Here is a 15,130-nt window from a genome sequence, read left to right as displayed (position 1 = left end):
ATTAATATGTGGTTGATCAATGATAGATTAATATAAATAATAGAATAAGCCATAATGTGAAATGTAACAATCATCGTATTTTAGTAATAGATTTTGGATCTCAATACACTCAGTTATTGTTGAGAAGAATTCGTGAACTAGGAGTATATTCTGAAACTTGTTCTTGGAACATCAGCGAATCTCAAGTATATGAATTTAATCCTAATGGTATTGTTCTTTCTGGGGGTCCTCATAGTGTTATCGATAGTTATTCTCCGTATATTCCTGAATTTGTGTTTCAATTAGGTATACCTATATTTGGAATTTGTTATGGGATGCAAATTATGTCGTTTCAATTAGGTGGACGAGTAGAACGTGTTATTGCACAGCGTGAATTTGGTTGTACTCAAGTAACAATTCTTTCTAAAAGCGTTCTTATAGATGATATCTATGATTATGTTGATGGTGTTACGGGACGTTTTGCTCTTGATGTATGGATGAGTCACGGGGATGTTGTTACTACTGTTCCCAAAGATTTTACGGTTGTTGGTATTAATAAGTATCAACAAGTTGCTATGATGGCTAATGAAGATCGTCATTTATATGGTGTTCAATTTCACCCGGAAGTTACTCATACTAAAAAAGGAAAAAGTATTTTAGAACGTTTTGTTACGTGTATTTGTCGCTGTAAATCTTCTTGGAAAATAGCGAATATTATTGATGATATTGTTATGGATACTCGTGTAAAAGTAGGTAATGATAAAGTAGTGCTTGGGTTTTCAGGCGGGATTGATTCCCTTGTTACAGCTTTATTATTACGACGCGCCATTGGTCATCAATTTATCTGTATCCATATTGATCATGGGTTATTATCAAATTATGAATTTGATCGAATTAAAAATTTTTGTGCTCTAAATTGTAATTTAGATATTATTTATCTGTCGAAAGAACAACGATTTTTCGATGCTTTAATTGGAGTTAATGATCCAGAGAAAAAAAGAAAAATAATTGGTAGAGTTTTTACAGAAGTTTTTGAAGAGCAAATTCGCAATTTAGTAGATGTAAAATGGTTAGCTCAAGGTACTATATATTCAGATGTTATTGAATCTGGTGTATCTTTATCTTCTTTTAAAAATGTGATTAAATCGCATCATAATGTAGGTGGTTTTTGTGGAATTACGAATATTCAATTACTAGAGCCTATAAGAAATTTATTTAAAGATGAAGTTCGCGGTATTGGATTGGATTTAGGGATACCTTACGATATAGCTTATCGTCATCCATTTCCAGGACCTGGGTTAGCTATTAGAATATTAGGTGAAGTAAAAAAAGAATATTGTGATATTTTACGTAAAGTAGATTTTATTTTTATTGAAGAACTTAAGCGTGAACATTTATATTCTAAAATTAGTCAGGCTTTTGCAGTATTTTTACCGATGCATTCAGTAGGAATACAGGGTGATCAGCGTAAGTATAAGTGGGTAATTGCTCTTCGTGCAGTGGAAACTATAGATTTTATGACAGCACATTGGGCTTATTTATCTTATGATTTTTTAAATAAGGTATCTAATCGTATTGTCAATGAAGTTGAGGAAGTATCTCGTGTGGTGTACGATATTTCCTCAAAACCTCCGGCTACTATTGAATGGGAATAAATGTATTATACACTATATGTAGGTTAAATATTTTTGTGTACTTTTATTGTTTTATGTGACAATAGTTTAAATTATGTGTTTCCATAGTGGAGTACTATAATTTACTCACTAAATGTGTATCAATAGTACAAAATTTATAATAAAATAAGGAAGAGTATGTGTGAAAATGTGTAAACTTAAATAAGTATATATGTCATGAGGATTTGTGTTTATGCGGATTATGCTGTTTCTCTTGTAGAGGTGTTATTTCTACTTAAAAATAAGTAAATATACATGCATAATAATTATTTCATAGTGTTTAATAAAAGTTAATGTATTTATTATTGTTCTAACAATTTTTGTAATGGATTTATTGTTTTAATTTTTGAAAATATTTTATTTTTCATTTCAATGAGTGACGAATTATCTCAGAAGTTGATTGATGGTTGGTTAGGGGAGTTAAGATTAAATTTTGCTTTACGTGGTGGACGTAGTGTGTTGACTAAATGTAAGCATGTTGGTCCGTTTTACGTGAAAAAAGTTTTTTACTCGGAGCATGATAATACTCCACATGTGTATTTGTTACATCCTCCTGGTGGGTTAGTGGGAGGGGACAAATTGGTACTGGATGTTAAATTGGAATCAGGTAGCCGGGCGTTATTAACGACACCTGGCGCTACTAAATTTTATCGTAGTAACGGTATGTATGCAGAACAGAAACATACGTTTAGGTTGGAATGTAATACTGCTTTAGAATGGGTTCCTCAAAGCAGTATTTTTTTTCCTAAATCTAAAGTAAAAATAGATACCACTTTTATCATAGAACAAGGATCTAGAATTATATCATTTGATATGTTATGTTTTGGAAATTTATCATTAGGCACTTCTAATTATCCAGAAGAAGTAGATATCCATTTGAAAATTTGTTTATCTGATTCGATTGGATTACAGGAACGTTTGCGGATTAATGAATTAAATTGTGTTATGAAGTTAGGCGGATTTCGAATAAGTGCTTTACTTTTTGCTGTTCCATCGGATGAGAAAATATTATATGAGGTGCGTAAATTAATAACATCAGTTAAACATTTTCAAGTTGGAGGCGCTACATTGTTAGATGAGATCCTTGTAGTACGATTATTAGGTAATGATAATCAGTATTTAAAAAAAATGCTTCATCATATTTGGTGTACTATACGTCCTTTTATAATAGGGAGAAAAGCTATGCTACCTCGTATTTGGATGACATAAGTCAGGAAAATTTATGAAGTTATTACCTCGTGAAAAAGATAAATTATTGTTATTTACGGCAGCATTGTTAGCAGAAAAGCGTCGAAATCGCGGGTTAAAATTAAATTATCCAGAAGCGATAGCATTAATTAGCGCTGTAATTTTGGAGGGTGCTCGTGAAGGAAAAAGTGTTGCGGAATTGATGGATATAGGTAAAAACGTATTGACCAGAGATGATGTTATGATAGGAGTACCTGAAATGATTACTAATGTACAAGTAGAAGCTACTTTTAGTGATGGAACTAAATTAGTAACAGTACATGATCCAATAATTTAATGAATTAATGAAGATACTAACAATATTATGATACCGGGTGAATTCTATATTTCTCACGGAAATATAGAATTGAATGTTGGAAGACAACAAGTGTTAGTAACCGTTATAAATACTGGAGATAGGCCCATACAGATTGGTTCTCATTTTCATTTTTATGAGGTTAATAGTGCTTTAAAATTTAATCGAGTTATTGCTCGTGGGTTTCGTTTAAATATTCCATCAGGAACAGCAATACGTTTTGAACCAGGACAGTTTAGGACCGTAGAACTTGTAAGATATGCAGGTGCATGTAAAATTTATGGGTTTTGTAAAGCCATTATGGGAAAGTTAAATTAGTATGTTACTATCTAAACATGATTATGCCTCTCTATTTGGACCAACTATTGGTGATTCTGTACGATTAGCAGATACTGAATTGTGGATAAGAATAGAAAGAGATTTTACTGTGTATGGGGAAGAAGTAAAATTTGGGGGAGGCAAAGTTATACGAGATGGAATGGGTCAAGGACAAATGAGTAGCAAAAATTGTGTTGATTTAGTATTGACTAATGCAATAATTATTGATTACTGGGGAATAATAAAAGCAGATATTGGTATCAATAATGGTCGTATATCAGGTATTGGAAAAGCAGGAAATCCGGATGTACAGCCAGATGTAACAATATTTATTGGTCCTGGAACAGAGATAATATCAGCGGAAGGTAAAATTGTTACAGCTGGCGGAATTGACGCTCATGTTCATTTTATTTGTCCTCAGCAAGTAGAAGAAGCACTGTGTTCTGGAATTACTACATTTATTGGAGGTGGTACTGGTCCGGCAACAGGCAGTAATGCAACTACCTGTACTCCAGGTCCTTGGTTTATATCTCGTATGCTACAAGTAGCAGATACCTTGCCTATTAATATTGGAGTTACCGGTAAAGGTAGTGCTTCTTTCCCTGATGCTTTAGAAGAACAAATAATCGCAGGGGCGATTGGTTTAAAAGTGCATGAAGACTGGGGCGCAACTCCTGCTGCTATCGATTGTTGTTTAAATGTGGCTGATCGTTTTGATATTCAGGTTTCTATTCATACTGATACTTTAAATGAATCAGGATTTGTTGAAGATACCTTATCTGCTATTAAAGGTAGAACGGTGCATGCTTATCATACTGAGGGCGCAGGTGGAGGACATTCTCCAGATATTATACGCATGTGTGGATTTGCTAATGTGTTACCATCATCTACCAATCCTACTATGCCTTATACTGTTAATACAATAGATGAGCATTTAGATATGATGATGGTTTGTCATAATCTTAATCCTAATCTTCCTGAAGATATGGCATTTTCAGAGTCTAGAATTCGGAGGGAGACAATTGCAGCTGAGGATGTGCTACATGATCTTGGAGCTTTATCTATGATTTCTTCTGATTCTCAAGCTATGGGACGAGTTGGGGAGGTGATTTTACGTACTTGGCAGACAGCGCATAAGATGAAACTACAGAGAGGTTCATTATTAGGTGATGCTACTAGATATGATGATAATGTTCGCATAAAACGGTATATTGCTAAATATACAATTAACCCGGCGATAACTCATGGAATTTCTCATGAAGTTGGTTCTGTTGAAATAGGAAAATTGGCAGATTTAGTATTATGGTCTCCTGTTTTTTTTGGAGTTAAACCAGAATTAATAATTAAAGGCGGTATGATTATCTCTTCTGCTATGGGAGATCCTAATGCTTCTATACCTACTCCTCAACCAGTACATTATCGATTAATGTTTGGAGCACTTGGTAAAGCAAAACATGCTACACGTATGACTTTTGTATCTCAAGTTGCTTATAATTCAGAGTTAATAGATTATTTAAAGTTGATTAGTTTGATTGGCGAAGTTCGTCATTGCAGAGATATTCAAAAGAAGCATATGATTCATAATTCTTGGCAACCAATTATTGAAGTAGACTCTCAGACTTACCAGGTACGTGCTAATGGAGAATTATTAACTTGTGAGCCTGCATCTGTATTACCAATGTCACAACGTTATTTTCTGTTTTAATATGCAATATATTCACATATGATATATATATGATATGGATATTGTTTTTTATTAAATGCTTCGAATAATTGTTTTTTGGTATTGGGATAATAACAGAAATTATTAGTGTTATAATATTGGGTGGCAATGAAAATTGTATATGTGATTTATAATGTTTAGTGATCTGTAATGATATTGTGTGGCGGTAACTGGAAATCTAAATATATACAAGGATGGATGTTTATGATATAGGTAGACGTTTGATGTTATATTTATACTTGCATATTTTTATTAATAAGATTCACAATATAATATGTCATGGTATTTATTAGGTATATTTTAACGAAATTGCTGATTTAATAAAATAAATACTATTTTGAATGAAGAAACAGAGTTTATTGTAATTGTTGTTTCTGTAATAATTCGAGACTACAATGATATTTATATTGGTAATTTATAAATATTATTTATATTATTGTCATTATGCGTTCTGATCACGGTATTAATTCAGTCTTGTCTTTGATGCAATTGGTTAGTTCTAGCTTTCCTGTGGGAGGCTTTGCTTATTCACGAGGTTTAGAGTGGGCGGTAGAATGTAATTGGGTTAATTCTGTAGAAACTTTTTATTCTTGGCAACAACAATGGATTGATGGGCCATTAATTTATTTAGAATGGCCGATGCTTAAGCGTTGCTACTATTATACTCAAATTGGAGATGAAATGAGTTTTTTTCAATGTGCATTAAAGATATTGTCCTATCGTGATACTCATGAGCTTAGATTAGAAGAACAACAACGCGGAAAAGCGTTGTCAAGAATAATATTGCAATGGTATCCATTTACGGATGGTGAGACTTGGTTATCGGCTTTAAAACATAGTGGCTTAGCATCTATAGCATGGTTGGGGTATACGTGGAGTATTTCTTTAGAAAATTTAGCGTTAGGGTATGCCTATAATATGTTGGAATCTGCTACAATGGCGGGACTGAAATTGGTGCCTTTTGGACAAAGAACTGCTCAGAGATTATTAAGATCTTTGATGGAGCGCCTTCCAAATGATTGGAAGAAATCTGATATGATAACAGATCATGAATTGGGCAATGGCTTTCCATTGCAATCTATAGCATCTTCCTGTCATGAGACACAATATTCACGATTATTTCGTTCCTAAAAAGTATTTTATTTTTTAATAAAATATACAATCGTATATATGTGGATAGTCAATTTTTAATTGAGGGGAAATATATTTTGTTATTAAATCAATATAAACAACCATTTCGTATAGGTGTAGGCGGTCCTGTAGGATCAGGTAAAACCGCATTACTTGAAGTGTTATGTAAAAGAATGAAGGATAGCTATCAATTAGCGGTGGTGACTAATGATATTTATACCAAAGAAGATCAACGTATTTTGATAGATGCAAATGCTTTGTCGGCTGACCGTATTGTTGGAGTAGAAACTGGAGGATGTCCACATACTGCTATTCGTGAAGATGCTTCTATGAATTTATTAGCTGTAGAAGAATTAATATCAAAATTTAATAATTTGGATATTATTTTTATTGAAAGTGGTGGAGATAATTTGAGTGCTACTTTTAGTCCAGAATTGTCAGATTTAAATTTATATGTTATTGATGTAGCTGCAGGTGATAAAATACCTCGAAAAGGTGGACCAGGTATTACACGTTCTGATTTTTTAATAATTAACAAAATTGATTTAGCTAAATATGTGGGAGCATCGTTGGAAATAATGGATCGTGATACAGATCTTATGCGTAAAGGTTTACCATGGTCTTTTACTAATTTAAAAACAGGTCATGGTGTACAATCCGTTGTTGATTTTATCTTGACACAACGGTTATCTTTTCAGTAGAATAATATAGTTCATTTGAAATTTTTTTCGTAATAACGATTTTTTTATGAAAGATAAACATATGAATTCTTAAAAACATATATAGATATATATGTTAATTATGTATTTGATGTAAATATTTCACATCTACTTATATTTGTGTTTTTTCATTTTAACTGTCGCTTGATATCAGAACGGGAAATATAAAATAAAAATTATTTAATTAAATATTAACTTATGGACACGTGCATTTCTGTATGTATATAAAATGATTGAAAAACTATGTCTAGCGTAGTACAATACGATTATTATTTAAATATATAGTAGTAGGAATAACAGCATTGTTATTACGGTTTTTGTGGTAATTCCAGGCGTTTACAGAAGCGTAGATTAATCTAGCAAATAATATTGTAAAACTGATTAATAATATCCATTTGGCAATTCGTATTTTTTTCTTTTTTCTTTTCATAAAAACAATGAGAAAATTATTAAAACAATCTTTATTGTAACATTTCTTGCTAGAAATCACAAATATTCTATGAAATATATGTTTTTATTTAATCCTAAAATTATTATTTATTAAAGTATGCATCGTTATGAAATGTATTTCATTGTAAAATGTGTTTTTTTGTTTAAAATATTAGATTAAAATTAATAAAAGTTATTTATTTTTATTTTTGAGGGGATTAATTTTTTATGAATTTAAAAAAAATTAATTATTAAATAATTTGTTTGGTTGTTTATCGTATTTATTTTGACGTGAACGATGTTTAGGTGAATATATAGAAGTTTTAATTATTGTTAATTATAACATGAAATATTAATAAAAATACTTCTAATTTTTGATGTAGATGTTTTTATATTAGTTTGTTTGAAGATAAGTACATCGCCATCATTACATACTGTATTTGAATGTTTATTTTATTTTTAAACACAATATAATGATACTATTTGTAATAGTTTGTAACTTAAGATGATATCTATTAAATTAAAGTCATAATATAGATAGATTCTGTTATATAATTCCATTATTTACATTTGGTTTGCATTGTATATGGGAGAGTAAATGATTTAATATATTACAAGTGAGTTTTTATTTTATCAATAAAATTCTTCAAATATCAATTTAAATAATATCACATATTTATTATCTAAATATGGGATATTATTTAAATTGATATTTGAAAGTATAATTGCTCAGGTTTGAGTATTTGCTTTCATGGAGAACAAAATTGATATGAAAATAATTGAGATTAAACATCCATTAGTACGTCATAAATTAGGATTAATGCGTATTTGTGATATCAGCACTAAACGTTTTAGAGAATTGTCTTCAGAATTAGGCAGTTTATTAACTTATGTAGCTACCGATGACTTAGAAATGGAAATAGTAACTATTAAAGGGTGGTGTGGATTGGTGAAAATTGCGCGTATTAAGGGAAAAAAAATAACAGTGGTACCAATCTTACGCGCTGGATTAGGCATGATGAACGGTGTATTAGAGCATCTTCCAAGTGCACGTATTAGTATAATAGGGATTTATCGTAATAAAATTACTTTTGAGCCGATTCCATATTTTCATAAATTAGTTTCCAACATTAATGAACGTATGGCTATGGTGTTAGATCCTATGTTAGCTACTGGCGGATCAATAATTGCTACTATTGATTTATTAAAGAAATTTGGATGTAATAATATAAAGGTTTTATCAATAGTAGCAGCCCCAGAAGGAATTGAAGCCTTGGAAGAAAAACATCCAGATATTGAATTATACTTAGCTTCTATAGATCAAAAAATTAATAAAAACGGTTACATTATACCAGGATTTGGGGATGCTGGCGATAAAACATTTGGAACTAAATAATATACGATCTCTTATAATTAAGAATTTTTAATTGTTTTAAATGTATTCGTTATACGATCTTATATTATGGATTTTTCATTAATAATTAATAATGATAATAATATAAAAATGCATGCACATGTACAGCTGTTATTTATGTGATTAACGTTCATCATTTAGATAACGTAATACGATTTGATCATGATCAATAGGTTTAAAATATTTAAATACTTGTTCGATAGTACCAGTTTGGTCGATGATGAAACTAACACGATGTATGCCGTTATATGTTTTTCCCATAAACTTTTTTTCTCCCCATACTCCAAATTTTTTGGAAATTTGGCAGTTTTCATCGTAAAGTAAAGTAAAGTTTAGCATTTCTTTTTCAGAGAATTTTAAAAGTTTTTCTGATTTGTCGTTACTAATTCCAATTACCTCTATACCTAATTTTCTGAATGTATCCATATTGTCTCTTAATTTACATGCCTGTATGGTGCATCCTGGTGTCATGGCTTTAGGATAGAAATAAATAAGAATTTTTTTTCTTCCTATATAAGAATCAATGCTAATTAAAACACCATTTTGATCAGGTAAATTAAATTGAGGCGCTGTGTCCCCAGGCTGTAATAATGCCATTGTATGTTCCACCAATAATTAATAGTTATATACATATCAAATAACTCACGATTAATTTTAATATTATTTTTAGTCTCTGTATAGAATATACATAAGTTATTGAATAAAAAATTTTATGTTTATGTATGGTCATGAAAAAATTAGGCTTTAATATAAGAAAGCGATTCAAATTATTTTTAAAAAATTTTAAATCATAATATTTCAACATATTGTTAACGAAGAATAATTTACTTAATAATTAAAAATATAATGAAAATAATTTTTAATTAATTTAAAATATTAAACGGTAGTAAAAGATAAGCATGTTTATTAATAAATATATATTTTAATATTATTAAAAATAACGGTATTGTTTGTTATATATGAAGAACGGTTAATATTTTTATTTGATATTTTTTTGCCATTTTATTTGGATGTTTTTATTGAATAACAATATTTTCACGATTCTGTTTATTGGAGACAATAGTTCATGTTTACGGGAAGTATAGTAGCTTTAATTACCCCAATGGATCTCAAGGGTGCTGTAGATCAAATAAGTTTAAAAAAACTTGTTGATCATCATGTAGTTAGTGGTACGTCAGCTATTGTTTCCGTTGGCACAACTGGAGAGATGTCTGGACTTACACATGAAGAGCATGTTGATGTGGTTATGCGAACCTTAGAGTTTAGTGATGGTAGATTGCCTGTTATAGCGGGTACTGGCGCTAATTCAACGGCAGAGGCGGTTGCATTAACTAATAAATTTAATGATAGCAACATAGCAGCTTGTTTAAGCGTAACTCCTTATTATAATCGTCCTAATCAAGAAGGATTATTTCAACATTTTAAGGCTATTTCAGAAAGCACAGAATTACCTCAGATATTGTATAACGTTCCAGTACGTACTGGTTGCGATATGTTACCGATTACTGTTTCTCGTTTATCAAAGATAAAAAATATAGTTGGTATTAAAGAGGCGACAGGAAACTTACATCGAGTAAATCAATTAAAACAGTTGGTTCATGAAGATTTCATTTTGTTGAGCGGAGATGATTTAAGTGCATTAGATTTTATGAAACTTGGGGGAGTTGGGGTAATTTCCGTTACAGCAAATATTGCTGCAAAAGAAATGGCTGAGTTGTGTAAGTTAGCAAATGAAAACGATTTTTCAAATGCACAACACATTAACCAGCGCTTAATGCCTGTGCACCAAGCGCTATTTATTGATTCTAATCCTATACCAGTGAAATGGGCTTGCAAAGAATTAGGATTAATATCGCATTATGTTTTGCGTTTACCTATGACTGTTTTATCTGAGATACATCGGGATGTGCTAAAGAAAGCTTTAATAGATTCAGGGTTATTTTATGATCAGTCTAATTATAAATAATTATTTATATAAGGGTTATAATGTTAACTTTTTTAGAGATTTTATGCATGATATTACTATCAGCTTGTTCTTTTGGAATATACAAGGAAGATCGCTGTAAGCTTAATGGTGATTTATCATATTTAGATTCTGTATCTTTGGCAGAATTAAATATACCAGAAGATTTAGATGGCGCATTACCTACATCATATGATGATTATGTTGTTCCTGATGTTATCAGAGAAGATAATACTATTGCTCAAAAAGTAGGTAAACAACTAAATATATGTCCTCCGTTAATTTTTTCTACAGATATGTCACATGAATCATGTTTAATTAACATTGAAGATTAATTTTAATATAATAAGCAAGCAAGTAATACCTTTTTGTTGAAATTATTTTTAATATATGTATGAAAAAATAATAACTACACGTTTATTATTCAGTGTTAAATTACTCCCTCATATATATTCCCATATATAATACACGTATGTGATTAATAAAAATGTATCTTAGTCTCAGAACTATTCTAATAATACATTATGTATTTATTGTATTAGTATTAAATCTTCTATAATTTTTTTATATATAGAGCTAAGTAATTTTAAATCAATGAGATCAATGTATTCGTTAACTTTATGGATCATATGGTTACGCGCGCCTAATTCTATGACTTCTGTCCCCATTTTAGCTATAAAACGTCCATCAGAAGTACCTCCTGTAGTTTCTAATCGAGGTTCAAATTTTTGGTAATATTTAATTGCATTGACTACAACATTAGTTAATGGTCCAGGGTTACTAAAATAAGGCTCTGCAGAAAGTTTCCAATCGATATTATAAGGTAAATTATGACATGTGAATATTTCATTTATGTATCTTTTAATATTGTCAATAGAACATTTATCATTAAAGCGTACATTAAAATTTAATATAACTGTATGGGGTGTAACATTGTTGTTGTTATTATTAGAATAAATATTAGTAATTTGTATAGCAGTAGGGGGAAATAATATACTTCTTTCTTGATCCCATGTAGTGTTTAGTAACTCTGACAGCGCTGGAATGATTAAATGTATTGGATTTTTAGAGAATTGAGGATACGCTACATGTCCTTGAGATCCATGTATTGTCAGTTGTCCAATAAGTGATCCACGTCTACCATTTTTTATAACATCACCTAGTTGATCTTGACTAGATGGCTCTCCGACTATGCAATAGTTTATATATTCATTGCGAGCAATTAGAGATTCTACAACTTTTGTGGTTCCGTTGATGCCACTGCCTTCTTCGTCAGAAGTGATAAGAAACGCAATCCGTCCTCGATAATTGGGATGTTGGTCGATAAAATTGGCAGCGGCTACTAACATAGCTGCTAATGCCCCTTTCATATCAATTGCGCCTCGTCCATATAATATATTATTATGGACTAATCCTGAGAACGGGGGGTAATCCCAGCATTGAAGATCTCCAGGATCGACCACATCAGTATGCCCAATAAACAATAATGTTGTGCATTTTTGTTGTTTTTTACAACCATGAAATGCCAAAAGATTAAGAGTGTTATCAAAGCGCATTAACTCTACATTAAAATTTAGTTTTTTTAAATAATTTGCAATTATTTCATGACAACTATGATGGTTTGGGCTAACCGAAGGTTGCTGAATTAATTTTTGAGCTAACGTGATTAGTGCTGAATAATCCATTTTATATTTTCCCGTAGTAATAGTTTTGATAAAATTATCTTGAATTTAATAATTCACACGAATAAATCATATATATAATCAATACAAAATTCAGGTATACAACTATACCGATATTTATTGGTATAGTTGTATATAGATGCCTTTTATAAAAATTAAACATTTTTGGTGATCCGTTGCTTTAGGATTTTTTGAGTAATTTATATGATTTATTGATCACGTAGTCCACAGTAAAGTCAAAAAATTTAAATAATTGATGTGATGGAGCTGATTTTCCGAATGTGTTCATACCAATGATTTCACCATATATTCCAACATACTTATACCAATAGTCAGTACTGCTAGCTTCGATAGCTATTCTATTAATTACTGTTTTTGGTAATACGTATTCACGATATGATTTATCTTGCTGATCAAATATATCAGTAGAAGGTAACGAGATGACTCGTATTTTGTAGCCTTCATCGGTTAATCGGTAATATGCCTGTATTGCTAATATTATTTCTGACCCAGTAGCAATTATAATTAATTCAGGGATATTTTGACAATCCTTCAGAATATATCCTCCGCGAGCAATGTTATTAATTTGTGTTGAAGTGCGTTCTTGTTGCATGAGACTTTGTCTAGATAAAATCAATGCGGTTGGTCCATAGTGTTCAATTGCTGATTTCCAGGCAACTGCTGTTTCCACTTGATCACAGGGACGCCATACTATTAAATTAGGGGTCATACGTAAACTTGACAATTGTTCTATAGGTTGATGAGTTGGGCCATCTTCTCCTAATCCAATAGAATCATGAGTATAAATCATAATATGATGACTATTCATTAATGCTGCCATGCGAACCGCGTTGCGTGCGTATTCAACAAATGTTAAAAATGTAGCAGTATAAGGTAAAAAAGCTCCATAATTAGCAATCCCATTAGCAATAGCAGTCATCCCGAATTCACGTACACCGTAATGAATATAATTTCCGGCAGGATTTTTCATAATAGAAGAAGATTGAGACCAAGTTGTCAAATTGCTGGGTGTTAAGTCTGCTGATCCACCAAAAAGCTCTGGTAATTCTTTAGAAAAAAATTCAATTGTAATTTGAGAAGCTTGACGTGTAGCAATATTTTGAGAATGCATCTGTAAATTTTCAATAAATTTTTGTGTTTTTTTATGCCAATCGTTGGGTAATTTTCGTTGTATTCGTCTTATTAATTCTTTTGCTAAATTAGGATAGCTAACCTGGTATTTGCGAAAAAGTTGTTGCCAATTATCTTCTTTTTTTTGTCCCAGTATCGTGGCATTCCATGATTTATATATTGATTTTGGTATGACGAATTGAGGTTCATTCCAATTAAGCGCTTTTCGAGTAGCAGCCACTTCTTCTGCTCCTAATGGAGCGCCGTGAGCGCTATGTGTTCCGCTTTTATTTGGAGCTCCGAAAGCAATAATAGTATTACATATTAACAATGATGGCTTATCTAATATGGATTTAGCCTGATCAATTGCAGCTTTAACAGAATTTCTATTATGTCCATTTATATTACGTATTACATGCCATCCATAAGATTCAAAACGCATGGCAGTATCGTCTGTGAACCATTCTTTTACATTCCCGTCTATAGAAATACCGTTATTATCGTAAAATATAATCAATTTATTTAATTTCATGGTCCCAGCTAGCGCGCAAGCTTCATGAGAAATACCTTCCATCATGCATCCATCTCCTAAAAATACATAAGTATAATGATTGATGATATTAAACTGTGCGCGATTAAATTGAGCTGCTAGTGTTCGTTCAGCAATTGCAAACCCCACAGCGTTAGCAAGACCTTGTCCTAACGGACCTGTTGTAACCTCAATTCCATCAGTATGCCCATATTCTGGATGCCCGGGTGTTGTTGAATTTAATTGTCTAAAATTTTTTAGATCTTCTATAGATATTTTGTATCCGGTTAAATGTAGTATGCTGTATAGCAGCATTGATCCATGCCCATTAGATAAAACAAATCGGTCTCTATTAATCCAATTGGGATTGTTTGGATTGTGATTTAAGTAATCCCTCCATAATACTTCCGCAATATCCGCCATACCCATGGGACAGCCGGGATGCCCAGAATTAGCTTGTTGTATAGCATCTATGCTCAATATACGTATGGCATTAGCTAATATTTTTTCTGATAACATAAAGTGTTTTCCTAATATTGAATGTTTTAATTAAACGGTTATAAATTCTTCTCTCTTATAGAGAATTATCGAATACGTTTAGTGAATTTTTCCATACTTATTTTATGATTTTTTAAAAGTTTGATTTATACACAGAAATAGATTTATTAAATTTTTTATTTAAAAAAGAAAATACAAAAATTTGATTGGCTGTGTATGCAAGATTAATTGACCGTGTTGCTTGAGTAATTTCTTAGCACTTGTTAAGCAATCATATTCATCTGTAACCATTATTATTGGGTCATCTGTACATAAATTAGTATTTATAGAAATATTATTTTCGTAATATTTATTATGGTCAAAATAATTTTTATTTATTTTTTGTATGATGTTAGTAT

Annotated in this window: 14 protein-coding genes; 10 read left to right on the top strand and 4 right to left on the bottom strand. The window is 31.1% G+C overall.

What is annotated here, in order from left to right; all coding sequences use genetic code 11:
- The first annotated feature begins 56 nt into the window (after positions 1–56).
- The 7 genes from guaA (at position 57) to ureG (ending at position 7,068) form a co-directional block, all read left to right on the top strand.
- Positions 57–1,634: a glutamine-hydrolyzing GMP synthase gene (gene guaA, locus M9394_RS01010; protein ID WP_250250152.1), complete on the top strand. Its 1,578-nt coding sequence runs from the start codon at positions 57–59 to the stop codon at positions 1,632–1,634.
- A gap of 390 nt (positions 1,635–2,024) precedes the next feature.
- Positions 2,025–2,861: an urease accessory protein UreD gene (locus M9394_RS01005; protein WP_250248047.1), complete on the top strand. Its 837-nt coding sequence runs from the start codon at positions 2,025–2,027 to the stop codon at positions 2,859–2,861.
- A 13-nt stretch (positions 2,862–2,874) separates the two neighbouring features.
- On the top strand, positions 2,875–3,177 hold the full coding sequence (locus M9394_RS01000; RefSeq protein WP_250247262.1) for an urease subunit gamma: 303 nt from the start codon (positions 2,875–2,877) through the stop codon (positions 3,175–3,177).
- 27 nt (positions 3,178–3,204) lie between these two features.
- A complete protein-coding gene (locus M9394_RS00995) occupies positions 3,205–3,513 on the top strand; it encodes an urease subunit beta (RefSeq protein ID WP_250247264.1) in 309 nt (102 codons plus the stop codon).
- Between the two features lies 1 nt (position 3,514).
- Positions 3,515–5,218: an urease subunit alpha gene (ureC, locus tag M9394_RS00990; RefSeq protein WP_250250151.1), complete on the top strand. Its 1,704-nt coding sequence runs from the start codon at positions 3,515–3,517 to the stop codon at positions 5,216–5,218.
- A gap of 462 nt (positions 5,219–5,680) precedes the next feature.
- Entirely contained in the window at positions 5,681–6,367 is a 687-nt protein-coding gene (locus M9394_RS00985; RefSeq protein ID WP_250250149.1) for an urease accessory protein UreF, read from the top strand.
- A 77-nt stretch (positions 6,368–6,444) separates the two neighbouring features.
- Positions 6,445–7,068 (top strand): urease accessory protein UreG, encoded by a 624-nt coding sequence (gene ureG, locus M9394_RS00980; protein ID WP_250247270.1) that lies wholly within the window; start codon positions 6,445–6,447, stop codon positions 7,066–7,068.
- 265 nt (positions 7,069–7,333) lie between these two features.
- On the opposite strand, the gene M9394_RS00975 is transcribed toward ureG, so the two are convergent.
- Entirely contained in the window at positions 7,334–7,576 is a 243-nt protein-coding gene (locus tag M9394_RS00975; protein ID WP_250250147.1) for a DUF2633 family protein, read from the bottom strand.
- 708 nt (positions 7,577–8,284) lie between these two features.
- Here M9394_RS00975 and upp point away from each other — a divergent pair.
- On the top strand, positions 8,285–8,911 hold the full coding sequence (gene upp, locus M9394_RS00970; protein ID WP_250250145.1) for a uracil phosphoribosyltransferase: 627 nt from the start codon (positions 8,285–8,287) through the stop codon (positions 8,909–8,911).
- Between the two features lie 141 nt (positions 8,912–9,052).
- Here the strand turns inward: upp and bcp are convergent, their stop codons facing one another.
- Positions 9,053–9,526 carry a thioredoxin-dependent thiol peroxidase gene (gene bcp, locus M9394_RS00965; RefSeq protein WP_250247273.1) on the bottom strand — a complete coding sequence of 158 codons (474 nt, stop codon included), beginning with the start codon at positions 9,524–9,526 and terminating at the stop codon, positions 9,053–9,055.
- A 469-nt stretch (positions 9,527–9,995) separates the two neighbouring features.
- Between bcp and dapA the strand changes: the two genes are divergently transcribed.
- Positions 9,996–10,895 (top strand): 4-hydroxy-tetrahydrodipicolinate synthase, encoded by a 900-nt coding sequence (gene dapA, locus M9394_RS00960; protein ID WP_250250143.1) that lies wholly within the window; start codon positions 9,996–9,998, stop codon positions 10,893–10,895.
- A gap of 47 nt (positions 10,896–10,942) precedes the next feature.
- Positions 10,943–11,227, top strand: coding sequence for an outer membrane protein assembly factor BamC (locus tag M9394_RS00955; protein WP_250250140.1), 285 nt, complete (start codon positions 10,943–10,945; stop codon positions 11,225–11,227).
- Between the two features lie 195 nt (positions 11,228–11,422).
- On the opposite strand, the gene dapE is transcribed toward M9394_RS00955, so the two are convergent.
- Both dapE and tkt read right to left on the bottom strand, forming a co-directional pair.
- A complete protein-coding gene (gene dapE, locus M9394_RS00950) occupies positions 11,423–12,577 on the bottom strand; it encodes a succinyl-diaminopimelate desuccinylase (RefSeq protein ID WP_250247277.1) in 1,155 nt (384 codons plus the stop codon).
- 178 nt (positions 12,578–12,755) lie between these two features.
- Positions 12,756–14,753 carry a transketolase gene (gene tkt, locus M9394_RS00945; RefSeq protein ID WP_250247278.1) on the bottom strand — a complete coding sequence of 666 codons (1,998 nt, stop codon included), beginning with the start codon at positions 14,751–14,753 and terminating at the stop codon, positions 12,756–12,758.
- Positions 14,754–15,130: the final 377 nt, after the last annotated feature.

The organism is Candidatus Blochmanniella camponoti, from assembly GCF_023585825.1.
In the GTDB taxonomy this organism is placed as follows: Bacteria; Pseudomonadota; Gammaproteobacteria; order Enterobacterales; family Enterobacteriaceae; genus Blochmanniella; species Blochmanniella camponoti.
This window is presented reverse-complemented; position numbering and strand designations above follow the sequence as displayed.

Coding starts and splice junctions, on each gene's coding strand:
- M9394_RS01005 (WP_250248047.1), top strand. CDS start 2,025: ATGAGTGACGAATTATCTCAGAAGTTGATTGATGGTTGGTTAGGGGAG.
- M9394_RS01000 (WP_250247262.1), top strand. CDS start 2,875: ATGAAGTTATTACCTCGTGAAAAAGATAAATTATTGTTATTTACGGCA.
- M9394_RS00995 (WP_250247264.1), top strand. CDS start 3,205: ATGATACCGGGTGAATTCTATATTTCTCACGGAAATATAGAATTGAAT.
- ureC (WP_250250151.1), top strand. CDS start 3,515: ATGTTACTATCTAAACATGATTATGCCTCTCTATTTGGACCAACTATT.
- M9394_RS00985 (WP_250250149.1), top strand. CDS start 5,681: ATGCGTTCTGATCACGGTATTAATTCAGTCTTGTCTTTGATGCAATTG.
- upp (WP_250250145.1), top strand. CDS start 8,285: ATGAAAATAATTGAGATTAAACATCCATTAGTACGTCATAAATTAGGA.
- bcp (WP_250247273.1), bottom strand. CDS start 9,526: ATGGCATTATTACAGCCTGGGGACACAGCGCCTCAATTTAATTTACCT.
- dapA (WP_250250143.1), top strand. CDS start 9,996: ATGTTTACGGGAAGTATAGTAGCTTTAATTACCCCAATGGATCTCAAG.
- M9394_RS00955 (WP_250250140.1), top strand. CDS start 10,943: ATGATATTACTATCAGCTTGTTCTTTTGGAATATACAAGGAAGATCGC.
- dapE (WP_250247277.1), bottom strand. CDS start 12,577: ATGGATTATTCAGCACTAATCACGTTAGCTCAAAAATTAATTCAGCAA.
- tkt (WP_250247278.1), bottom strand. CDS start 14,753: ATGTTATCAGAAAAAATATTAGCTAATGCCATACGTATATTGAGCATA.